At 59.6% G+C, this 22,766-nt stretch carries 19 protein-coding genes; 9 read left to right on the top strand and 10 right to left on the bottom strand.

All coding sequences use genetic code 11. From position 1 onward, the window contains the following. The first annotated feature begins 56 nt into the window (after positions 1–56). The 9 genes from HF916_RS34450 (at position 57) to HF916_RS34410 (ending at position 12,174) form a co-directional block, all read left to right on the top strand. The gene (locus HF916_RS34450) at positions 57–1,097 is read left to right on the top strand and encodes a porin (protein ID WP_168793280.1); all 1,041 of its coding nucleotides are present in this window, start codon (positions 57–59) and stop codon (positions 1,095–1,097) included. Positions 1,098–1,116: 19 nt separating this feature from the next. Continuing rightward, positions 1,117–2,943: a hypothetical protein gene (locus tag HF916_RS34445; RefSeq protein ID WP_168793279.1), complete on the top strand. Its 1,827-nt coding sequence runs from the start codon at positions 1,117–1,119 to the stop codon at positions 2,941–2,943. 1 nt (position 2,944) lies between these two features. Beyond that, positions 2,945–3,400, top strand: a complete 456-nt coding sequence (locus HF916_RS51120; RefSeq protein WP_240975797.1) for a c-type cytochrome — start codon at positions 2,945–2,947, stop codon at positions 3,398–3,400. A gap of 541 nt (positions 3,401–3,941) precedes the next feature. Then, a complete protein-coding gene (locus HF916_RS34435; RefSeq protein ID WP_168793278.1) occupies positions 3,942–5,339 on the top strand; it encodes a TolC family outer membrane protein in 1,398 nt (465 codons plus the stop codon). Positions 5,340–5,342: 3 nt separating this feature from the next. Further along, complete coding sequence (locus tag HF916_RS34430; protein ID WP_168793277.1) at positions 5,343–7,067, top strand: type I secretion system permease/ATPase; 1,725 nt, start codon at positions 5,343–5,345, stop codon at positions 7,065–7,067. After that, a complete protein-coding gene (locus tag HF916_RS34425) occupies positions 6,992–8,458 on the top strand; it encodes an HlyD family type I secretion periplasmic adaptor subunit (protein ID WP_240975796.1) in 1,467 nt (488 codons plus the stop codon). Before HF916_RS34430 ends, HF916_RS34425 begins: the two co-directional genes overlap by 76 nt. 46 nt (positions 8,459–8,504) lie before the next feature. Continuing rightward, positions 8,505–9,071 carry a hypothetical protein gene (locus tag HF916_RS34420; RefSeq protein WP_168793275.1) on the top strand — a complete coding sequence of 189 codons (567 nt, stop codon included), beginning with the start codon at positions 8,505–8,507 and terminating at the stop codon, positions 9,069–9,071. 7 nt (positions 9,072–9,078) lie between these two features. Continuing rightward, a complete protein-coding gene (locus HF916_RS34415) occupies positions 9,079–9,663 on the top strand; it encodes a hypothetical protein (protein ID WP_168793274.1) in 585 nt (194 codons plus the stop codon). Positions 9,664–9,669: 6 nt separating this feature from the next. Continuing rightward, on the top strand, positions 9,670–12,174 hold the full coding sequence (locus HF916_RS34410; protein WP_168793273.1) for a hypothetical protein: 2,505 nt from the start codon (positions 9,670–9,672) through the stop codon (positions 12,172–12,174). Positions 12,175–12,798: 624 nt separating this feature from the next. Here HF916_RS34410 and HF916_RS34405 read toward each other — a convergent pair. From HF916_RS34405 to HF916_RS34360, 10 genes are all read right to left on the bottom strand, one after another. After that, entirely contained in the window at positions 12,799–14,199 is a 1,401-nt protein-coding gene (locus tag HF916_RS34405; protein ID WP_168793272.1) for an amino acid permease, read from the bottom strand. Positions 14,200–14,316: 117 nt separating this feature from the next. Continuing rightward, on the bottom strand, positions 14,317–15,546 hold the full coding sequence (gene kynU, locus HF916_RS34400; protein ID WP_168793271.1) for a kynureninase: 1,230 nt from the start codon (positions 15,544–15,546) through the stop codon (positions 14,317–14,319). A gap of 67 nt (positions 15,547–15,613) precedes the next feature. Continuing rightward, a complete protein-coding gene (locus HF916_RS34395; RefSeq protein ID WP_168793270.1) occupies positions 15,614–16,636 on the bottom strand; it encodes an amidohydrolase family protein in 1,023 nt (340 codons plus the stop codon). A gap of 15 nt (positions 16,637–16,651) precedes the next feature. After that, positions 16,652–17,176, bottom strand: coding sequence for a 3-hydroxyanthranilate 3,4-dioxygenase (locus HF916_RS34390; protein ID WP_168793269.1), 525 nt, complete (start codon positions 17,174–17,176; stop codon positions 16,652–16,654). 29 nt (positions 17,177–17,205) lie between these two features. After that, positions 17,206–17,637, bottom strand: a complete 432-nt coding sequence (locus tag HF916_RS34385) for a RidA family protein (RefSeq protein WP_012432499.1) — start codon at positions 17,635–17,637, stop codon at positions 17,206–17,208. Beyond that, positions 17,634–18,407 carry a 2-keto-4-pentenoate hydratase gene (locus HF916_RS34380; RefSeq protein ID WP_168793268.1) on the bottom strand — a complete coding sequence of 258 codons (774 nt, stop codon included), beginning with the start codon at positions 18,405–18,407 and terminating at the stop codon, positions 17,634–17,636. The genes HF916_RS34385 and HF916_RS34380 overlap by 4 nt, the downstream gene beginning before the upstream one ends. Beyond that, positions 18,404–19,447: a 4-hydroxy-2-oxovalerate aldolase gene (dmpG, locus tag HF916_RS34375; protein WP_168793267.1), complete on the bottom strand. Its 1,044-nt coding sequence runs from the start codon at positions 19,445–19,447 to the stop codon at positions 18,404–18,406. The genes HF916_RS34380 and dmpG overlap by 4 nt, the downstream gene beginning before the upstream one ends. 13 nt (positions 19,448–19,460) lie before the next feature. Further along, positions 19,461–20,405, bottom strand: coding sequence for an acetaldehyde dehydrogenase (acetylating) (locus tag HF916_RS34370; protein ID WP_168793266.1), 945 nt, complete (start codon positions 20,403–20,405; stop codon positions 19,461–19,463). Positions 20,406–20,416: 11 nt separating this feature from the next. Next, complete coding sequence (locus tag HF916_RS34365; RefSeq protein ID WP_168793265.1) at positions 20,417–21,238, bottom strand: 2-keto-4-pentenoate hydratase; 822 nt, start codon at positions 21,236–21,238, stop codon at positions 20,417–20,419. Beyond that, positions 21,235–22,725 carry a 2-hydroxymuconic semialdehyde dehydrogenase gene (locus HF916_RS34360; RefSeq protein WP_168793264.1) on the bottom strand — a complete coding sequence of 497 codons (1,491 nt, stop codon included), beginning with the start codon at positions 22,723–22,725 and terminating at the stop codon, positions 21,235–21,237. The genes HF916_RS34365 and HF916_RS34360 overlap by 4 nt, the downstream gene beginning before the upstream one ends. Between the last annotated feature and the right edge of the window lie 41 nt (positions 22,726–22,766).

The raw sequence follows: 22,766 nt of genomic DNA, 5'->3' as shown, positions 1-22,766 counted from the left end.
CGCGCCGACAGCACTCTTCACAACACGAAAAGAACGACGATTTGTTTGGAGATGGAATGAAAAAGAAGACTCTCGTGTCAGGCGCCTTGATGCTCGCATGCGCCGGGGCACATGCTCAGTCGAGCGTCTGGCTGTCCGGCTATGTCGACCTGAACCTCGAACATCTGATTTCTTCCGGTTCCGGCGGCAACGTAACGCGCATGTCGAGCGGCGGCCTGAACAACTCGCGCTTCAACCTGAGCGGCGTCGAAGACCTGGGCGGCGGCAACAAGGCCGTGTTCACCATCGAACCGATGTTCTCCGCGAACACCGGCGTGCAGTCCGCGCAATTTCGCCAGTCATTCGTCGGCCTGAAAGGCAACTGGGGTGAAATCACGATGGGCCGCCAGTTCACGCCTTCGTACTGGATCGCGGGTTACGCCGATCCGAGCTGGGCGGCGGACTTCAGTATGGTCAACAACATGGAGTTCTTTTACGCGTCGTACCGCGTGGACAACGCGATCCAGTACAAGACGCCGACCTTCTACGGCTTCACCGGACGGATCATGGCGACCACCGGCGTGGGCGACAGCACGCGCGCGGGACGCTTCCTCAGCACCAGCATCGACTACCGGCACGGGCCGATCTTCATCGGCGCGGTCAGCGAGTTGCAGTACACGCGGGATATCTTCAAGTCCTCGCAGATTCACTCGTCGCGTGACAACTATTTCTCTGCCGTCTACAAGTTCGGCGGCTTCGAGCCGACGCTGATCTATCACACGTACAACGGGTATTACGCGTATCCGCCCTACGTCGCGTTCAACTCGCAGGGTTGGGATGCGCAGATCGGCGCGCGCTGGAATATCGACGGACGCAATCGCGTGTACCTGAGCGTGGTGCATCGTCACGATGACAACAACACCAGCATTTCCAGTGCCACCGGCGGCGTGATCGGCTACCTCTACGGTTTGTCGAAACGGACCGACCTGTATGCCACTTTCGCGCACGTCAAACATCAGCACGATGTGCCCGTGCCTTATCCGGTGACGTTCCAGGTCTATCCGAACGGTGGACAGAATCCGAGCGGTTTCCAGTTCGGTATTCGCCACGCGTTCTAATATAAAAAGGAGGAAGCCCATGCTTCGCACAAGCAATCTGAAATCATCTCTCGCAACAGGCGCAATGTTGGCGTTCATGTCGGCCGCGGCTTGCGCAAGTGGCGAAGCTGCCCAACCGGCTGCGGCTTCTGGCGCGACGGCCGTGGCTGCCGCGGCTGCTGGGCCGACGCCTGCGTCGGGCGCGCAGGTGACGCCCGGCACGCCGAATGTCAAGGACCCCTATCTGGCCGCGTGGCTGCGTCTGACGCCCGATCGCCGCCCTGCTCCGGTGAAGCCCGGCGTCGACTACGGCATGGACCCGGCGACCGGGCAATTCGTGTGGCCGAAGGCGACGCCCGAGGTACATCAAGGCCAGCACTTCCCCGGCGAGATGACCACGTGGGACAAGAAGAGCTACGCCAAGGACGTAAAAGTGCTGGCCTTCTATCCGCTCGTCGATTCGCCCTTCCACGCCTGGAACAATATCGCCGACTTCGATGGACACCGTTACCTCTACATTCATGACCGCGACTATCTGCGCATCATGGACGTCACCGATCCCGCCAACGGCAAGGTCGTGTTTTCGCAGGGCGGCACGTGGGGACCCAAAGGACCGACCGAACACTTCGACCCGAACAATGTGCATGACTACCTGGGCGGCGCCACCATCGTGTGGAGCAAGAAGCTCGGCAAGCCGGTGCTAGTTGCCTCGTTCGAAATTGGCCGCTACGGTCTGCTGACCGACAAGAGTGAGCAACCGGACAAGGTCGAGGCGCAGCGTCACTACAACTCGCTCAAGGGTTTCAAGGTCTTCGAAATGGACGGCCCGCTGCCGAGCCAATGGAAGTTGATCGCGACGCGCACGACCGACTACAAGCACCCCGATGCGCCGATCGGTCAGCAACAGGGTTCGGGCTCGCTCGATGCGCCGGAATACTACGGTGGCAAATACATGATCCTGTCCGCCGCGCCGGACGATAGTTATGGTTTGACCGAATACCCGAACTATCTGTATTCGCCTGGCTATCAGGTGTGGGACATGTCCGATCCGGCGGATCCGAAGTTCGTCTCGCAGATCTCGGTGCCGGGACAGATTCTCGGCAATGAGGCGCACGAACAGGCGTATCTGACGAATCCGCGCGCGGGCAATCGCACTTCGTGGATGGGTTCGCGTATTCCTATCTTCCTGCCGAAGCCGCTGGAACAAGGTGGCAAGATCGGCTTCGGCGCGATGGGCGGACTGGGTCTCTACTCGTTCGATCTGTCGAATCCTGCCAGGCCGAAGGTGCTCGGCAATGTCAACACGGCGCCGAGTTTCGCGGGCACCGAATACGACAACGCCGATGTCAGTCAATACGACCGCACCGGTTACGTGCTGACCAGCGGTTATCCGATGAACCGTGACTGCTACGAGCCGTACAAAGACATCTTTGTAGTGGACGCACGCGATCCTTCGCATCTGAAGGTTGCTGCGAAGCTGCCGCAGCCGACGCCGCCCGAAGGTGCGCCGTTCACGAGTTTCTGCCAGCGCGGCGGTAACTTCGGTCCGAAGCGTTCGAACGCGACCGGGCAGCCGGGGGGCTCGCGGCAAGGGGTGATTCCGTATTCGTTCTATAACGCCGGTGTGCAGATTTTCGATGTGCGCGATCCGGCCAAGCCGACTATTGCGGGGTATTTCGTGCCGGCGCTGGCTGATGAGAGTGAGCTGCCTGGCTATACCTTGGGCAAGGGTGTGCTGGCGATTTATACGGAGTACGACCGGAACATCATTTGGGCTTTCACGGAGAACGGGGCTTATGCGTTGTCGACGCCGCTGCTCGGCAAGCCTGTGATCGGTGTGCCGGGTAAGCCTTGGCCGGCGCGGTGAGTTGATTCTTCATGTTTCTCTGTTGATACGTCTTTTGGTGAGCGCTTTGCCCTGCCGGCGGTTTTCGTCGGTGGGGTTTTTTGGTTTTTATGGCTTTTATGGTTTTTATGGGGATGTGGGTGTGAATTTACGTGTCCTGGTTGTTGGTTTGGTGGGGTTGATTTGTGCGAGTGCTTTGGCTGCGGCGCCTGCTGGTGGTATTGCTACAGGTGGGTCTATTTCTGCTAGCGAGCAGACTTGCCGCGCTTGTCACTCCATGGATACGACCAAGGTCGGGCCGCCTTTTCGGGCTATCTCCGAACGGTATCGTGGGGATCCGGATGCTGTCGCCAAGCTGAAGAGGAGCATGCTGGAAGGGAGTTCGGGGAAGTGGAATACGGGGGCGCGGATGCCGGCTAATGCTATTTCCGCTGAGGAGGCGGAGCGGTTTGCCAAGTGGGTTTTGGGGGTTCGGTAGTGGCTATTTTTTTGTTTTGGTTGGCGGTTGTGGGTGTGTGACTTTTTTTTGGTGTTGGCCTTTCCTTGATTTGTTAGTGGTTTATTGGCGTCGCCCCTGCCCGGGGCGGCACCTACTTTCTTTGCATGCGCGTGAGGTGCCGGTCCACTGCATTTCATACCGGCGTGGGTTGGCGTGGGAGGACGCCATCGGTGTGCCCCTGTTCGCGGACCGGCAGACCCCTTCGATCACATACCAGCGCGACGCACTAGCGTTGTGACGAAATTTGACAGATGCGTCCTGCATCATCGAATTCCTCGCTGGCGCAATCGCGCTGAAATATCCCTCGGCATCCGTCCAAATCTCCTACGCACTCAGCGGCGGTATCCGACTGCGCTATCGATGTGTTCGATTGCCCAGTGTTCTTGTAGACACCAGAATTTAGCTTTCAGGGTAGTGCACAAAACTTTCCACAGGCCGGAAGGCGAACAACACAGCGCTGGGAATTGAGGGCGGTCGAATCCGCGGCCGCACTGCCGAACCCGATGCGGAAAAGATAGCGATGAGATGGAGTCACGACTGGGTATATACCTATCCCTCGGGCGCGCGGCGTCAGACCGACCGGTTGCTTTCCGCTGGAATGCTTGCGCTCTCCATGCTCCATGCGACCGCGCATGCGGCCAGTCTGTCCCAGCTTGCTGACGACGCACTGGCGCACGATGCCACGTTTGCTAGCGCCGAAGCGTCATATCGGGCGGGCCTCGAAAAAGAGCCCGAGGCGCGCGCCGCGCTGCTTCCACACCTTGGCATTACCCAATCCGATTTCAGGAATGCTATCCATGTACCGGGACAGGCCGCCGCTCCCTATTCCACGGTCGGGGCGTCGCTGTCGTTCAACCAGTCGTTATTCAGGTGGGACGACTGGCAGGCCTATCAGGAAAGCCGGCTCTCGGTCATCGGCGCGGGCTTCACGTTCGCCAGCGCGAAGCAGGACCTTCTGCTTCGCGTGGCACAGGCGTATTTTGACGCGCTTGCAGCGAAAGATGCTTTTCTGCTGGCGCAGGAGCATCTGCGCTCGGTCGACGAACAGTTGGGACTGACCACCCGAAGCTTTACGCTGGGCGCAGCGACAGTCGTTGACATGGACGAGGCGCGGGCGGCTTCCGACTCCGCGCATGCCGATCTCCTCAAGGCGCAGGGCGAAGTTGCAAGACGCTACGCCGCGCTGCAAAAGATAGTCGGTCATCCCATCGATGCGGTTGGGTCGGTCGATGCAGACGCCACGCTGGCGGCATTTACTGACAGTTCATCCGATACGTGGGAATCGGATGCGCAGACGTCGGGGCTTGACGTCAGGCAGCAGCAGATCGCGCTGGAGATCGCAAAGCGGGAAATTAGCAAGGTGAATGCAGGCTATATGCCGAGCGTGTCGATAGTTGGAAACGCAAGTAACGGCAATGCCGCATTCATCAACGGACAGACCAACTTCTATACCGGCGCCCATCGGGCTTCGTCCGGTGAGATTGGTATCCAGATCAGCATTCCGCTGTTCGATGGCCTTTCAACGTTGAGCAAACAGCGCGAAGCCCTGGCGCTTCGGGATAAGGCCGAAGACGATCTGGAGGATGCGCGCCGCTCGGCCGCACTTGATGCCCAGCAGGCGTTTCTCGGGGTGCGTGATGGACTAGCGCAGATCGCCGCGCTACACACCGCGCAGCAATCCGCCGAAACTGCCCTGAATTCCGACCGCAAAGGATTTCGCGTAGGCGTGCGGATCAATGCGAACGTGCTCGACGCCGAGGACAAACTTTTTCGCACGCGGCGCGACCTTGCCAGGGCGCGTTACGACGCGCTGATGCAGTTTTTTCATCTGAAGGCGAGCGTCGCGCAGCTCGACGAATCGACACTCGCGCAACTTGACGGCCTGGACGCGTCCAGAGCCGCACCCTCACAGAAATAGAACATGACGATGTATCAGGCAATACGGCGGCACCTGCTGTTCGCCGCACTTTTCGGCATTGCCAGCAATCTGCTGGTGGTGGCGCCCACGCTGTATATGCTTCAGGTCTACGACCGCGTCCTGCCAAGCCGCAGCCTGGAAACGCTCGCCATGCTAGTGATCTTCATGGCAATTGCCCTGTTCATGATGTTCGCTGTTGACGTCGTGCGGAGTCTCCTGCTCGCTGATCTTGGCCGCCAGTTGGCCGACCGTCTCGACCGGCTGGCACTGGCGGCCCGGGTCGAGACGCTCGCAAGACGATCACCCCGGCCTGATCTCGCTACGTCACAGGACGTAGCCGCTCTGCGTTCCTTCCTTTCCGGCACGGGCGTAATAGCCCTTCTGGACTTGCCGTGGCTCTTTGTCTACCTCGCGCTGATGTTCCTTTTTCACTGGTCGCTTGGACTGATCGCTATCGTCAGTGCAATCCTGCTCGTCTGTCTGACCGTCGTGAATGACCGACTCACAAGAGCAGGCGTTCGCACTTACACGACGCGTCAGCGCGAGACTGAGCAGATCGCAGCGCAGATCGGCCGCAATGCGGAGATCGTGACAGTACTTGGCATGAACGCCGCCGTCATCGGCGCGTGGGCAGCACGACGTAGCCTGGACCTTGACGCGCAGGAGCAGGTGGGCAACGCGTCAACCCTGAACAGGAATATCAGCAAGGCGCTGCGCCAGGCGATTCAGGTCGTGATGATGGGCGCGGGGGCATGGCTCGTTATCAATCAATATGCAACCGGTGGAGTCATGCTTGCCACAACCATTCTTCTGGGCAAGGCACTGGCCCCGGTCGAGCAGATGCTTGGAAGCTGGAAGCAGTTTGTCGAGGTGCGTCAGGGATGGGAGCGACTGGACGCGCTGCATCGCTGGATGCCCGGACGGAGCGCTATCGAGTTACCTCGCCCGGCCGGCCAGCTGACTGTCGAAGCGCTCACGTTCAGCAGTCGCCGCGTTAACGATCAGCAGGGTCGCCTTCTGCTCCGTGGCATTCAATTCTCGCTGTCTCCTGGCCAGTTGCTGGTGATTGTCGGTTCCAGCGCCTCTGGCAAATCAACACTCCTGCGGCTTCTGGCCGGCCTCTGGGAGCCGCAGTCGGGCACCGTGCGGCTTGACGGCGCTGATATTGCACAGTGGCCGCGCGACAGGCTCGGGCGCTATCTGGGTTACGTGCCGCAGGACGTCGAACTCTTCTCAGGCAGCGTTGCGGGCAACATTGCGCGCGATCCTGACCCGGCGAATCACCAGGCCGAAGCAATTGTGCTTGCTGCGCAGCGTGCGGGCGTGCACGACATGGTTCTCAGGTTGCCGGACGGCTATGAAACGGAAATCGGTGAGTCAGGAGAAGCGCTATCAGGTGGTCAACGCCAGGCGATTGCGCTGGCCCGTGCACTCTACGGCGACCCGCGCCTTGTGCTGCTCGATGAACCCAACGCCAATCTCGACGCAGACGGCGAACGCCGGTTGAACGCGGCCCTGCTTCAGCTAAAGCGGGACGGCGTAACCGTCGTTGTCGTCACTCACAGGCAGGCAGTGCTCTCGATCGCCGATCGCGTGATGATGATGCGCAACGGACAGACTGAGTGTTTCGGCACACGCGAACAGGTCGAGGCATGGCTTCGCTCGAAGGCCCGAACGGCAGACCCTGCGACAGGCAACGAACAACGTCGGGAGATCGCAGCATCATGAACGTGTGCACTATCGTGAAGAAGGTGCATGCCCGTATCCGTGGCGCGCTGTCTGAGCCCCGCCGGACACCCGAGCCAGAAGGGACATTCGCACCCTTGCACCTGCCGCGAACGGCTATTGCATCGGGGTGCGTTGCGCTTGTTCTTGGGTTCGGTGCGCTGGGCGTCTGGGCTGCGCTCGCGCCGCTCTCGGGCGCAGTCGTCGCAGATGGGGTTGTACGTGATGACGGCGAGCGCAAGACGGTGATGCATCAGGAAGGCGGGATCGTCAGGGCTATCCTTGTGAAAGATGGCGACTATGTGAAAGCCGGTCAGGTGCTGCTCAAGCTCGACAATGTACGACCCGACGCCGAGGTCTCTGTGCTGCAAGCGCAACTTGCCGACGCTCAGGCCAAGGCCGCACGACTCCAGGCAGAGCGCGACATGAAGCGCTCTGTCGCGTTTTCCGCAGAGTTGACTGCCCGCTCGTCGGACCCGGCCATCGCTGCGCTATTGCACCGCGAACAGATACTGTTCGATTCGGAGCGCCAGACGCTGGACGACCAGTTGCGACTCTTGCAGGAACAGGCGGCGCAGACGCGTGAAGAGATTGCAATGGTGACCTCGCTTGTACGCACCAGTGACGAAAGCCTCGGCATTTCGAAGCAGGAGCTTCAGGTCAACGAACAGCTGCGCAGCGACGGCTACGTGACCGAAACGAAGATGATGGAACTGCGGCGTGCTGCGGCGGATTACAAGTCACGCCAGCAATCGGATACGGCAGAATTGATTCGCGCCCGCCAGAAGCAGACTGATCTCGATATGAAGATCACCGCGCTGCGCAATGACTACGTGAGGGCGGCCGACACGCAGTTAAAGGACACGACGGCGAAAATCCAGCAGGTCACCGATCAGCTACGCCCGGCCCAGGATATCGAAGCGCGCACCAGGATCGTTGCACCTGTGGACGGCGAAGTCGTAGGCCTCATGGTGCACACCATTGGCGCGGCCGTTGGTCCGCGCGAGCCGCTTCTTGATCTGGTGCCGTCGGGCACCCCGTTAATTGTTGAGGCGAAGGTCAAGCCCGATAACGTGCGCGAAATTCTGCCTGGCCGCAAGGCTGACGTGCGGCTGACCGCCTATAACCCCAGGACGTCTCCTGTGCTGGAAGGCACGGTCGCCTACCTCTCTGCCGACTCGCTCAATGACAAGGAGACACGGCAACCGTTCTATCTGGCCCATATAGAAATCCCGGCGGACGTTATCGCACACGCGAACAGCGTGGCGCGTGAGCCGATCGTGCTTGGGCCAGGCTTGCGGGCGCAGGTATTCATCAAGACCCGCTCGCGCAGCGCGTTGGATTACCTGTTCGAACCGCTCTGGGACGGGATTCAGAAGTCCATGCGGGATTAACCCATTTCCATCCAATTCGGTTTTCAATTAATCATGAATCGAAAAAATGATTCTCAAATTAATAGCCTCCTGCCTTCTATTTGTTTGCACATTCGGATGTTCGCAACCCCTTAATTTTTCGACGGGACCGCATGGTTTTCTTCATGCGATTCTTGAGATTGGGGAGCATTCTAATCTCGCCGATTATCAATTCTCGGCAAATCAACTTGGCATTAATTTTTCACCGACGGCTGCGGTCCCTATGAAGAATTGGTATGGAGCAAATACCGATGTTAGCGTAATAAATTACCAAGCTGACGGACCCTCTAATCGATACCCTTTTATTTTTTTTAAAGAAATCGAATACTCAGAACATATAGATCCAAGTCCTGAAAAAGAAGATGGCGGTGCAATGTTAATTCTGCATCTTGCATGCAGCGACTTTGCTATGGGAAAGCCGGAGGTCCATTCAATTTTCGGAAAATTCTATACTAAAGATACAGTTTCTATCAAAGACTCAGAAAAATTCATCATTAACAATGGAGGAGAAAAATTTTCGATAATATTTTCTTACTCACCACAGAATAGTTGCATTAAGCAGATAAGTATCATTGAAAATATTCAAGAGGAATAATGTAAATATGAAAATACACCAATTGGCATTGATTCCATTTTATTTAACTGTCGCTGGGTTCTCGTTCGGTTGCGCAGGGATTGAACATGCATCTGAAAACTCGCGAACTTCGGAGCGTTTTCTAGAGGCGACAATGAAACTTGTCAAGCATGGCGATCTTGCCGACAAGAGATATATAGGTGAAGCGTTTCTGGTCGATCCTGTAAAAATCACGTCGGAGGAAAGTCGCAGCTTAACGACGAGCGAAATTTTGGGCATCACGCAGTCTTTTGACGTCCGCATATTGACAGGTGAAGTCCTATCCAAAAGCGAGAATAAAAATCCCTATTTTTCCGTTTTTTCACCTGCAAATAAAAAGTTTAAACGAGTGATCTACACGGAGGAACTAGACCAGACAAAAATATGCCTTTCTCGGCCTCAAATTTTCGCCGCATTTGGTTCGGGGGCTGTTCACAGAACCCCGCACGCTCCAACTACCGACGTTGAGTACGAGTTCGAATACTTGAACTCAATCTCATTAATTTTTCAGTTTGACGCGCGTGATGCCAAATGCGCATCTAAGGTTTCCTTATTTCAAAATCGGAACAAATAAAAACTCATGTCTACAACCATTACTGGCAATGAATCATTCTGGGGCAGTGTCAAGCTTTCAGCCGGCGCACTTGCGCTGATAAACAAAAGTCCCACCTTGGTTAACCAATTGCAGCAGTACGGGAATGCAGTCGCCGACCACACCACCAGTCCAATGCAGATCGGCACCGGAAACGGGACTTTTTACGATTCCGCGAGCAATCAGGTTGTTTTCGCCGGCAATTATCAAAACTGGACGGACTCGATCACGGTCGGAAATTTGGCTCACGAAATTGGCCATTACGTGAATTCTGCTAACGACCGGGCTTTCGCGATTCAGCATCAAACGGCGCTGGGTGATCCGAACGCTTACTCCATGGACGCAATGATCGGCCTTCATCGGGAGGGAGAAGCCGTCGATAACAACTATATTGTGCAGCAGGAAATCAAGCAAAACGGTGGTGGCCTAGTCTACCTGGCGGGACAGGCTCGGGCAGACGGAAGCACTACGGCTCTGCAATCGTTGCTGGATACGCAGCATTCGGCGGATGTCAAGGCGGGTTGCAGCGCGTCAATCGACCAACAGTTTATGATCGAACAGGCAATGGGAGTCTATTCGACGCCCTCCACCAGCAACACACAACAGAACTACTTCGATTACTACGGTAGTTCACGCGGAGCACATTCTCCAGCGCCTGGCGCTGCTACGGGGTTTTCGATTGTCGATCCAAACGGCAACGGCAACTATACCTCGATGAAAGAGACGTTTTCGTCCGGCGACACTGTGACTCAACAATTCAGCGGCACGGCACTCAGCTCCGCCGTAACCGCCGATCAGTTCGGCAACGTCCTTACCCAAACTCTCTATTCACACAACACCGACGGCAGTTACGTCGCCAATATCTATGACGGCCAAGGGCATGCAACCGCGCAGAACCAGTTCCATAGCGATGGCAGCCAAGTTGATTATGTGTTCAATGCCAACGGCACGCAGAATGCGACGGTTCTCAATGCGGCCGGGCGCGAGACTGAGTATGCGACGTTCGCCAGCACCGGAGCGAAGACGCAGGATTTGCTCTATGACGCGACGTCCGGCCGTCTGACGCGGGAGAACGACTTCAACGCTGATGGAAGTCAGGTTGACCACATCTTCAACACCAACGGCACGCAGAACACTGCGGTCTTCAATGCTGCCGGTCATGAAACCGAGTATGCGACCTTCGGCACCAACGGCAAGATGGCGCAGGATCAGTTCTACGACGCGTCGTCCGGCCGCCTGACACGGGAGAACGACTTCAACGCTGACGGTAGTCAGGTCGATCACATCTTCAACACCAACGGGACGCAAACCGCTTACGCCTTCAACGCAGCGGGTCACGAAACCGAACAGTCAACCTTTGGCACCAACGGCAAGATCACCCAGGACGTATTTTTCGACGCCACGACCGGACGTGAAACGCGGGAGAACGACTTCAACGCTGATGGAAGTCAGGTTGACCACATCTTCAATGCTAACGGGACGCAAACGGCGTCTACCTTCAATGCTGCGAGTCATGAAACCGAGCAGGCAACCTTCGGCATAAACGGAGCGAAGACGCAGGATTTGTTCTATGACGCAACGTCCGGCCGTCTGACCCAGGAGAACGACTTCAACGCTGACGGAAGCCAGGTTGATCACATCTTCAACACCAACGGCACGCAAACCGCTTACGCCTTCAACGCAGCGGGTCACGAAACGGAACAGGCAACATTCGGCGCCAACGGTAAGATCACGCAGGACCTGGTCTTTGACGGATCGACCGGTCGAGAGCTACAGGAGACTGACTATAACGCCAACGGTAGCGGCGTTGCCCATATCTTTAACCCTGACGGTACGCAGACCGCTGCAGTTTTCGATCCATCTGGTCACGTCTCCGAATACGCGACGTATGGCACAAACGGCAAGGTGAAGACTGACGCCTTCTTCGATCCCAACGGCCGAGAGACGCAACTGAACGAGTACTCCGGTAACCAGACGACCGTCCACATTATCAATGCGGACAATACGCAAACGGCGACTGTCTACAACGGCGCCAATCAGGAAACCGAGTTCGCCCGGTTCGACGCCCGCGGGCACAAGACCGACGACTACTTCTTCAACGGGCCGACCGGTCGGGAAACTGAGTACGATCACTATGGTAGCGATGGAAGCATGGTCGCTAATATCTTCCATAGCGACAACAGTCAGGACCTGATCATTTACAACGCATCGGGCCAGGAGACGCAATACGACGCATACAACAGCCAGGGGCAACTTACCGGATTCACGAACTTCACCTATACGGTGGGTGGTGGCTATAACGCCGTTGCGTATGGGCCGACTGGATATGAAAGCGGCTGGGCGGATTACGCTTCGAACGGCACGCAGATTTCAACGAGCGGCGGCGCGTACAACTTCACGCTGGACGACGGCTACGAGTGCGGGGCCGACTGGGGTTTCACGACCAACCTGGGCGGCACCGGATACAGCTCCGATTATGGCTTCTACATCTGATAGCCGGCCAGAGTGACGGCTAGCAGTTGCTGCGTCCGCAAATTTCCGGAAGTTTGCGGACGCAGCATGTCGCAAGCATCGATGGATGCTTGCCACCATGAACATTTCGCGCATCTGCCCTTGAAGGCCGCACGCCGTCATCTTGACGACACTCCGACTTCGCAAAAAAAAGTCCGCCAATGAGGCGGGCTATAAACTGAGATACGTCCGAAGCGAAACCTCTTGGCGAGAGCTTGACATTCCGCTTCTGTACGCAAATCCATTGACTGTGATGAGGCGGAATTCGGCCATAGGTCGAATCCGATTCTCGCGTGCACAGCGCGCCACCACCAGCATCTCCGTCAGATCGTGAGCCGGCGTGCGGCTGCGCGGATCGAGCAAATCGCCAAACGCCGCTTCGATATGCATGCATCACGGAGGACCTTTGTCGTCGTCGGCGTTCGGGGTTAGACCGATTAAACGATCCGGTGGACAGGCGGTGCGCAAACTCGTGCGCCGACTCGTAGTAGTAGTTCAGCCTTCTTCCGCCCCGTGGCCGAAACGCTGACGGAATTTTATGGCCGCGGCACCGTAGAAGACGTACGACGGCATCCACACCGTCGTCACGTCGCAGGATTCAAGCGTTCATACAAGCTCAGCCGCCGCACCCTCAACCGCTCGCTTGCGATACCAAACGAAATAAACGACCAGCAAGCAAACAATAAACGGCACGCCAATCACGAGCGTCATTCGGAACTCCCTGGTAAACCACGTGGTAACCAACGCGCTCACCATCAACCCGGCTCCCAACGCGGAAGTCCCCGGATATCCCCACATCCGAAATGCTAACGGCGTGCCCTTATGTCGATGACGAAAAAAGAAGTGCGTCACAAAGATCATCAGCCAGGTCAACATCGCCCCGAACATGGAAATCGACATCATCAACACAAACGAAGCGTCGGGATAAACCACGTTTAACACGGTAGCCAGCGCGATCCCGATCGTCGATAACCAGAGCGCGGCCACAGGCACTCCATTACCGTTCAACGCGCCCAACCTTCGCGGCGCATACCCGGCACGGGACAGACTGAACATCATCCGCGTCGTGATATAGAGTTGGCTGTTCATCGCCGACAACGCCGCCACCAGGATCACAAAGTTGATGACGCCAGCCGCACCCGGCACGTGAGTAGCGGCCATCACCCGCACGAAAGGACTCTCGTCCGTACCGGCCGCATTCCACGGCACGATCGCCAGCATGAGCGCCAACGTCAGCAGATAGAAGAACACCAGCCGGAACATCGTCGCGCGAAAAGCCCGCGTGATCGCCTTCTGCGGATCGCGCGCCTCGCCCGCCGCGACAGCAATCATCTCGATGCTCAGATAACTGAAAATCGACACGATCACCGCCACCCACATACCCCACACGCCTTTCGGAAAGAAACCGCCGTGCGACGTGTAATTGGCAAAGCCGATCGTCGAATCCGCCGGCGCGCCGAACACCACATAAGCGCCGAGCAGAATGAAGCCGACGATCGCGACGATCTTCAGCATCGAAAACACATACTCCACCGCACCGAACACTTTCACGCTGACCGAATTGATCCCGATCAGCGCCGCCGAAAATCCGACGATCCAGTACCAACCGGGCACGGCGGGAAACCAGTACTTCATATACACGGCAATCGCCGTCACCTCGGTGCCGACCGCGAACACGATCGACGACCAATACGCGTAGCGCACCAGAAAGCCCGCCCACGGCGCGATATAGTGCTCGGCATACGCGCCGAACGAACCCGAAGTCGGATGCGCGACGGTCATCTCCGCGAGGCATCCCATCAGTAGCAAGGCGATCAGCGCGCCGATCGCATAACTGACCAGCACGCTCGGTCCGGCAAACCCGATCGCAAAACCACTGCCGAGAAATAGCCCGGTGCCGATCGCGCCGCCAATCGCGATCATCGACAACTGCCCGGTCGATAATCCGCGGTGCAACCCCTTCTCACGTTCGACAATCGCGTCGAAGCCTCGCTGCTCTTGCGTCATCTCTTGTCTCCTCCTGGATGCGCTTGCGTGTGTGGACACAAGCGCCGGTGCCGCGCTGTCGTGCGGCTTCGCTATTCGAAGCGCGGCGTATGCTTCACCATCGATTCTGAAAACGGCTCACGTGACCGACTTGCGCGCCTTGAACTCTTCGGTATTCCATGCATCGGTCGCGATGATGTCCTTGAGTTGCGCGATCGTGTCCCAGATATCCACGTAGCGCACATAGAGCGGCGCGAAACCGAAGCGCAAAATGTCGGGAGCACGGAAGTCGCCGATGACATTGCGCGCGATCAGCGCCTGCATGATCGCGTAGCCTTCCGCGTGACCGAGGGAGACCTGACTGCCCCGCTTTTCGGCGTCGCGCGGCGAAGCCAGCGTGCAACCCAGGGCCGTCAGTTCCTGATCGGTCAATTCGATAAACAGGTTGCCAAGCGCCACGCTCTTGTCGCGCAGCACGTCGAGATCGACACCGTCGAAAGCCTCGAGCGCACTCTCCAGTGCGATCACGCCGAGTTGCGGCGCGGTGCCCGTCAACATCCGCTCAATGCCAGGATGCGGCGCATAGTCATGGGTAAATTCGAACGGCTTCGAATGCCCGTGCCACCCGGTCAGCGGTTGACGCACGGCCTCGATATGACGCGATGCAACGAACACGAAAGCCGGCGCGCCAGGGCCACCGTTCAGATACTTGTAGCCACATCCGACCGCAAAGTCGGCCTCGCAACGATTCAGATTCACCGGCATGGCGCCCGCCGAATGACACAGGTCCCACACGATCAACGCACCGGCCTCATGCGCCTGACGCGTGACCGCTTCCATGTCGTAGCGTTTGCCGGTTTTGTAATTGACGTGCGTGAGCGACACGATTGCCACGGTGTCGTCGATGGCCGCCGCGATCTCGTCGGGATCGACGCAGCGCAGTTCGCAACCGGTCATCTCCGCGACGCTCGACGCGACATACACGTCAGTCGGAAAGTTGGTGCGTTCGGCCAGAATCACATTGCGGCCGGGGCGCATGCGCGTGGCCGCCACCAGCACCTTGAACAGATTCACCGAGGTCGAATCGGCGACGATCACTTCGTCCTGTCCCGCGCCGATCAGCGTGGCAATCTTGTTGCCGGTGCGCTGCGGCGCCGGATACCAGTCGGCGTCGTTCCATGAGCGGATCAGACCGTGCGCCCATTCCTGCTTCAACGCCTGTTCGATGCGCGCGGGCACATTGGCGGGCATCGCGCCCAGCGAGTTGCCGTCGAGATAAATCGTGTCGGCGGGCAGATCGAAGCGAGCGCGGCAATGGGCCAAGGTGTCGGCAGCGTCGAGCGCGGCGCAGTGTTCCCGGGTAATCATGTGGCTAATTTCCTGTTATTTCTTCTTGCAATGACAAACGCCGTGAGGCCTTGCCTGAGTTCGTTTTTCAAACCGCGTGCACGACGTTCACCGGCAGGCTGAAGAATCGCTGCGCGTTAGCGCCGAGAATCTTGGCCTTGGCCGTATCGCTCAGTTGTGGATGATGCGCGACGAGGTCGCCGATCTTCTGTTCGCCGAGCGGGAACGGATAGTCGGAACCGAGCAGCACGTGGTCCTCGCCCATCGTTTCGACGAGCAGGCGCAACGCGCCTTCGTCGAACACGGCGCTATCCACATGAAAGCGCTCGAGGTACGACACCGGTGGATTGGGACAATCTTCACGCACGATGTCGCGCTGCTCCCACGCGTTCTGCACACGGCCAAGCAGAAACGCGAAGCTGCCGCCACCATGCGCGAAGCACAGCTTGAGCGATTTCGGAATCCGCTCGAACGCGCCCGACAGAATCAGCGACACCATACTCAGTTGCGTTTCCGCCGGCATCGCGACGAGCCACGGCAGCATCCATTTCTTCATGCGGCCGTCGGTCATCATGTCCCACGGATGCACGAGCACCGGAATGCCTTCGTTCGCGCAGTGCGTGAGGAAGGTCACGAGATGTTCGTCGTCGAGATCGCGCGGGCCGAGGTGATTGCCGATCTGCACGCCGCGATGGCCGGCGCGATGCGCGCGCGTCGCTTCACGACAAGCCAGCTCGACGTCCTGCAACGGCACCTGGGCGAGCGCCATCAAGCGCTGCGGTGCGTGTGCGCAGAGTTCGAGCGCGTGGTCGTTCATGCGCGCGGCCCAATCGTGCGCGGCGACCGCTTCATAGCCATAGCCGAACATCACGGGCGTCGCGCACATCAATTGAATGTCGACGCCGAGCGCGTCCATTTCGGCAATCCGCGCCGCCGGGTCCCACAGCGCGCGATATACCGGGCGAAAGCGCTTCTCGCCGGTCATGATCATGCCGCGTTCGCCGTCCGCGTCGATCTGCAGCCACGGCGCGTGTTGCGCGTCGAGACGTGCGGCCTCTTCCCGCGCGATCGGCGGAAAGAAGTGGGAGTGCATGTCGATTCGAAGTGTCATTGTGATTCTGTTGGTTTAGACGGCCTTGCCGGGGTGGACATGGCCGCAATGCGCGCAGCGGCGTTTTTCTTCCGACGCATAAAACGCGTTGAAGAGCGGTGGCAAATCGCTGACGATGCTCTTCAATTGCACCTCGACGCGATACACGAGATGCCCGCAAGCGTCGCAATACCATTCGAAGCCATCCACGAGGCCCGCCGGGCGTTGCCGTTCGATCACCAGGCAAACGCTGCTGGCCTCGGGCCGCTGCGGCGAATGGCGCACATGCGGCGGCAGCAGAAACACGTCGCCTTCCTTCAGATCGACGCGTTCACGCTTGCCGTCGATCCAAAGATGCAGATACGCATTGCCGCGCAACTGATAGAAGAATTCCTCGAGTGGATCGTCGTGATAGTCGGTGCGATGATTCGGGCCACCCACCACCGTGACGATGAAATCGCTGTCCTGCCACACCTGTTGATTGCCGACCGGCGGCTTCAGCAAGTGTGCGTGATCGTCGATCCAGCGCTGGAAATTGAACGGTTTGCCGTATGTGAGCATGGCTGTCTCTTGGTCGTTTTTGCGCGTGTCTATTTTTGCGGCGCGTACGCAATCGCCTTCATCTCGATCAACAGATGCGGATGAGGCAACTGATGCACGGCGACCGTGGTGCGCGTCGGACCGGTTTCATCGAAGTACTCGCCGTATACCGCGTTGTAGCCGCCGAAGTCGTTCATGTTGACGAGGAACGACGAGATCTCGACGAGGTTGGACAGGTCCGCGCCTTCACTCTGCAGAATATCGCGAATGTTCTCGATCACCACGCGCGTTTGCTCGCGGATATCGAGTTGCACGGTGCCGAGTTCGTCGGCGGACGCGCCCGCAATCGAATTGTCGGGACGGCGCGAACTCGTGCCGGAGACGAACAGGAAATCGCCCGCTCGCGTCACATGAGGAAAACGGCCGCGCGGTTTGGCTTTGCCGGGCACGATGCGCCCCTGAATGGTCGAGTCGTTGGTCATGAAAGTCGATAGGTAGAGAATTCAGTGCTGCCGAGCCCATTGACGACGCAATGCACATGCGCATTGGCAGGCAACGGATGAGCGGCGGTTGCGGCGCCCGCCATGATCAGCGAACCGGCCGGCAACACCAGGCCGCTTTGCGTAAGCAGGCGCGAAGCCTGCACGATCGAACGCAGCGGGTCGCCGAGAATCGCCGCGGTCGAGCCGGCCTGCACGAGCCGGCCATCGATGCGCATCGTCACGCCCGCATTACGCAGGCCGTCGAACTTCCGCGCCCACGGTCCGATGACGAGGCCCGCCGACGAACAGTTATCGGCCACCACGTCCTCGAGCGTGAACCTGAAATCGCGGTAGCGCGAATCGATGATCTCCATCGCCGGGGCGACCGCTTCCAGATAACGCGAGGCCTCGAGCAGCGTCAACGGACGATCGATATCGCGGCTCGTCAGAAAGCAGACTTCGGGTTCCACGCGCGGATGAATGAAGCGATCGAGCGCGACGCGGCCGGCGTCTTCATCGAGCATCGCATCGGTCAGCCAGCCCCAGATCAGACTATCGACACCCATCTGTATCATTTTCGCGCGGCTCGTAAAACCGAGCTTCACGCCGACCATGCTCTCGCCGCGATGAATGCGCCGCTCGATCGACGCACGCTGGATCACGTACGCGTCGTCGAGCGAAAACGGCGCGGCCGCGGTGATCTGCGCAATCGGCTCAGCGTGGCGGGCTGCGTCATCGAGGCGTGCGGCGATGCCGTCAAGGTCGATCATGCAGCCTCCCGCTGTGCCAGCTCGCGTGCTTTGAGCATATCCAGCGCAACGTCGACGATCATGTCTTCCTGGCCGCCGACCATGCGGCGCTTGCCCAACTCGACCATGATGTCGAACGCCGACAGACCGTATTTCGCCGCGGCCGCTTCAGTGTGGCGCAGAAAGCTCGAATACACGCCGGCGTAACCGAGCGCGAGCGTTTCGCGATCCACGCGCACCGGGCGCTCCTGCAATGGGCGCACGATATCTTCCGCGGCGTCGATCAGTTGCTTCACATCGCAGCCGTGCTTGAGCTTCATGCGATCCACCGCGGCGACGAACACTTCGAGTGGCGCGTTGCCTGCGCCCGCACCCATGCCGGTGAGCGACGCATCGACACGGTCGCAACCGTGTTCGAGCGCGACGATGGAATTCGCCACGCCCAGCGAGAGATTGTGGTGCGCATGCATGCCGGTCTGCGTTGCCGGATCGAGCACGGCTTTGAACGCGTCGAACCGCTCGGCGACCTCGCGCATGTTCAGCGCGCCGCCCGAATCGACCACATACACGCATTGCGCGCCGTAGCTTTCCATCTGCTTGGCCTGCTTCGCCAATGCATCGGGCGATGTCATATGCGACATCATCAGAAAGCCGACCGTGTCCATGCCGAGCGAACGCGCGTACTCGATGTGCTGCTTCGAGATATCCGCTTCCGTGCAGTGCGTGGCGATCCGCACGACGCGCGCGCCGGCGTCGTAGGCCGCGCGCAGATCGTGGACCGTGCCGATGCCGGGCAGCAACAGCGTCGCCACTTGCGCACGCTTCACCGTCGCCGCAACGGCTTCGATCCATTCGAGGTCGGTGTGCGCGCCGAATCCGTAATTGAAGCTGGAGCCCGCGAGGCCGTCGCCATGCGCGACTTCGATACTGTCGACACCGGCTTCGTCGAGCGCCTGCGCAATCGCGACCGCGTGGTCCAGCGAGTACTGATGGCGGATCGCGTGCATGCCGTCGCGCAGCGTCACGTCGGACACGTAGATTTTTTTGGTGCTATCGGTCATTGCGTTGTTCCTCTCACGCTGCCACGCGACTCGCCGCGATCTGCTCGGCGGCGGCCAGTGCGGCCGATGTCATGATGTCCAGATTCCCCGCATACGAAGGCAGATAGTGCGCGGCGCCCTCCACTTCGAGGAACACGCTCACCTTCAAGCCCGCGCGGCGCTCGTTCGCATGCAAGGCGAGCGGATTCGCCGCGGTATAGCGGTCGAACTGCACCGCCTGCTTCAACCGATAGCCGGGCACGTAGCTCGCCACCGCGGCGACCATTGCATGAATCGAGCGTTCGATCTCATCGGTATTGGCGTGTTCTTCGGTCAGACAGTAGACGGTGTCGCGCATCATCAACGGCGGCTCGGCCGGGTTCAACACGATGATGGCCTTGCCGCGCGCCGCGCCGCCTACGGTTTCGATCGCCTTCGAGGTCGTTTCGGTGAACTCGTCGATATTGGCGCGCGTGCCCGGCCCTGCCGAGCGGCTCGCAATCGAAGCGACGATTTCCGCGTACCGCACCGGCGCGACGCGTGAGACCGCGTGCACGATCGGGATGGTCGCCTGGCCGCCGCACGTCACCATGTTCAGGTTCGGCGCGTCGAGATGCGCGAACAGATTCACGACCGGCACCACGAACGGCCCGATCGCAGCCGGTGTCAGATCGATGACGGTCACGCCGTGTTCGCGCATTACGGCCGCATGCCGATGATGCGCGCCCGCCGAAGTTGCATCGAACGCGATACGGATCGCGCCGAAATTCGGCATGGCGACGAGCCCTTCGATGCCGTTTGCGGTAGTCGCCACACCGAGCCGTTCGGCGCGCGCGAGGCCGTCCGAAGCCGGGTCGATGCCGACCATCGCGCCCATTTCAAGGTGCTTTGCGTTGCGCAACACCTTGATCATCAGATCGGTGCCGATGTTGCCGGAGCCGATGATGGCCACGGCCTGCTTGTCCTGTTTGTCGTACATGGCGCTCCCGTTCACGACGTCGATTCAGAGTGATGAGCGAAACTCGCGCTCACGGAGCCGAGTCCTTCGATATGGGCGGTAAAGACGTCGCCGGCCTGCACGGCCGCCATGGGTCCGAGCGCGCCCGTGAGCACGATGTCGCCTGCCTTGAGCGGCGCACCGACACGCGTCATCGTATTGGCGAGCCAGAGCGCCGCGTAGAGCGGATTGCCGAGGCACGCCGCACCGACGCCCACGCTCACGTGATCGCCGCGACGCTCCATCACCATGCCGCAGTTGACGATGTCGAACGCGTCGAGCTTGACGGGCCGGTTGCCGAGCACGAAGAGGCCACTGGATGCGTTATCGGCCACCGTGTCGGTCAGGCGGATATCCCAGTTGGCGATGCGGCTGCCGACAATTTCGATTGCGGGCAACGCGTAGGCCGTCGCGCCGATCAGATCGGCGATCGTGTGACGTTCGTGCGGCAAATCACGCGCGAGCACCAGCGCGATTTCCGCTTCCACCTTGGGCTGTTGCGTGCGCGACAGCGCAATCTCCTCGCCATCGACGATCGACATGTCGTCGAACAGCATGCCGAAGTCCGGTTGATCGACGCCGAGTTGCGTCTGCACGGCTTTCGACGTGAGGCCGATCTTGCGGCCCACCAGACGGCGGCCAGCCGCCAACTGGCGCTCGGTATTCACGCGCTGCACTGCGTAGGCCGCGTCGAGCGCATTGCCGCCGAGTTCCGCGATCGCGGCGCGAACCGGCGCGACCGGCACGCCGTTCCATTGCGCGTGCCACAGTGCGTCGGCGATTTGTTGCACGGCGTCCAGGTCGAATCCGCTCATGCGATCCTCACGCAAATGTTGGTCAGTTCCGAATAGAAGTCGAGCGAGTGACGTCCACCTTCGCGGCCGATGCCCGAGAGTTTCGCGCCGCCGAACGGCGTACGCAGATCGCGCACGAACCATGCATTGACCCACACGATGCCGGTTTCGATCTGACGTGCCACGCGATGTCCGCGTGCGAGCTGCGTGGTCCAGATGCTCGCGGCGAGACCGTAGGCGCTGTCGTTCACGCGGCCGATCACTTCGTCTTCCGTGTCGAACGGCGCAATGTGGCAGACAGGTCCGAAGATTTCTTCCCTGACGCAGCGTGCGTCGTCGGCGAGGCCGGTCCAGATGGTCGGCATCACGAATGCACCGTGATCGCGTTCGTCATTAAATTGCGGAACGTGGCCGCCCGTCACGACGGTGGCGCCCTCTTCGACCGCGAGACGGAAATACGACAGCACCTTCTCGCGATGTCCGCGCGAAATCAGCGGCCCCATCGTCGTCTCGGGATCGTGCGGTGCGCCGACACGCAATGTTTCGGTCTGCTCTTTCAACGCGGCGACGAAGCGCTCGAAGATCGGCCGCTCCACGTACACGCGTTCGCTGCATAGACACACCTGCCCGGCATTCGTGAAGCTCGACTTCAGCACGCCCGCCACCGCCGCGTCGAAGTCCGCATCGGCGAATACGACCGCCGCATTCTTACCGCCGAGTTCGAACGAGATTTCCTTCACGCCATCGGCAACGGTCTTCATGATCGTGCTGCCAGTGCGCGATTCGCCGGTAAACGTAATCGCACTGATGTCCGGATGACGCGTGAGAAACTCGCCAGCCGCATTCGGACCGTGACCGTGGATGAGATTGAACACACCGGGCGGCAAGCCGATGTCGTGCATGACTTCGGCCAGCAGCGTGGCCGAACTGGGTGTCTCTTCCGAAGGCTTGGCGACGACGCAATTGCCCATGGCGAGCGCCGGCGCGACCTTCCACGTGAACAGCAGCAACGGCAGATTCCACGGCGAGATGATGCCGATCACGCCGAGCGGCTTGCGCGTCACGTAGTTGATCAGCTCGCTACCATCGGCCGCATGCGTTTCGAAAAACTCGCTATTCGCGGTGCGGATCAGATCGCCAAACGTGCGGAAGTTGGCAATGCCGCGCGCGATATCGAGTTTGCGGGCCTGTTCGAGGGGACGGCCGGTGTCGGCGACTTCGGCGGCGACGAAGTCGTCGAAGCGCGCCTGAATACCGTCGGCGATCTTGTGCAGCCAGTCGGCGCGTTGCGCCGGCGTGGTACTGCGCCAGCCAGCGCGCTGGGCGGCGGCGGCGGCGCGCACGGCGGCGTCGACGGTGGCGGCGTCGGCCTCGCAGACCTGGGCAAGTACGGTGCCGTCGACCGGGCTGAGATTGGGGAACGTGGTCGCGGTCGCGATGAATTCGCCGTCGACGTAATGGCGAAGTAACGGTTGAGCGCGCTGCGCGGCGGCCGGGGTGAAGGTCACAACGTCTCCTGCTCGATTGAAGTATTGGCAGGAGTCTACGG

Source organism: Paraburkholderia aromaticivorans, from assembly GCF_012689525.1.
Taxonomy (GTDB): Bacteria; Pseudomonadota; Gammaproteobacteria; order Burkholderiales; family Burkholderiaceae; genus Paraburkholderia; species Paraburkholderia aromaticivorans_A.
Note: the sequence above shows the minus strand (reverse complement) of the source record. Positions and strands in the feature narration are given on the sequence as shown.

Coding starts and splice junctions, on each gene's coding strand:
- HF916_RS34450 (WP_168793280.1), top strand. CDS start 57: ATGAAAAAGAAGACTCTCGTGTCAGGCGCCTTGATGCTCGCATGCGCC.
- HF916_RS34445 (WP_168793279.1), top strand. CDS start 1,117: ATGCTTCGCACAAGCAATCTGAAATCATCTCTCGCAACAGGCGCAATG.
- HF916_RS34435 (WP_168793278.1), top strand. CDS start 3,942: ATGAGATGGAGTCACGACTGGGTATATACCTATCCCTCGGGCGCGCGG.
- HF916_RS34430 (WP_168793277.1), top strand. CDS start 5,343: ATGACGATGTATCAGGCAATACGGCGGCACCTGCTGTTCGCCGCACTT.
- HF916_RS34425 (WP_240975796.1), top strand. CDS start 6,992: ATGGCTTCGCTCGAAGGCCCGAACGGCAGACCCTGCGACAGGCAACGA.
- HF916_RS34420 (WP_168793275.1), top strand. CDS start 8,505: ATGATTCTCAAATTAATAGCCTCCTGCCTTCTATTTGTTTGCACATTC.
- HF916_RS34415 (WP_168793274.1), top strand. CDS start 9,079: ATGAAAATACACCAATTGGCATTGATTCCATTTTATTTAACTGTCGCT.
- HF916_RS34410 (WP_168793273.1), top strand. CDS start 9,670: ATGTCTACAACCATTACTGGCAATGAATCATTCTGGGGCAGTGTCAAG.
- HF916_RS34405 (WP_168793272.1), bottom strand. CDS start 14,199: ATGACGCAAGAGCAGCGAGGCTTCGACGCGATTGTCGAACGTGAGAAG.
- kynU (WP_168793271.1), bottom strand. CDS start 15,546: ATGATTACCCGGGAACACTGCGCCGCGCTCGACGCTGCCGACACCTTG.
- HF916_RS34395 (WP_168793270.1), bottom strand. CDS start 16,636: ATGACACTTCGAATCGACATGCACTCCCACTTCTTTCCGCCGATCGCG.
- HF916_RS34390 (WP_168793269.1), bottom strand. CDS start 17,176: ATGCTCACATACGGCAAACCGTTCAATTTCCAGCGCTGGATCGACGAT.
- HF916_RS34385 (WP_012432499.1), bottom strand. CDS start 17,637: ATGACCAACGACTCGACCATTCAGGGGCGCATCGTGCCCGGCAAAGCC.
- HF916_RS34380 (WP_168793268.1), bottom strand. CDS start 18,407: ATGATCGACCTTGACGGCATCGCCGCACGCCTCGATGACGCAGCCCGC.
- dmpG (WP_168793267.1), bottom strand. CDS start 19,447: ATGACCGATAGCACCAAAAAAATCTACGTGTCCGACGTGACGCTGCGC.
- HF916_RS34370 (WP_168793266.1), bottom strand. CDS start 20,405: ATGTACGACAAACAGGACAAGCAGGCCGTGGCCATCATCGGCTCCGGC.
- HF916_RS34365 (WP_168793265.1), bottom strand. CDS start 21,238: ATGAGCGGATTCGACCTGGACGCCGTGCAACAAATCGCCGACGCACTG.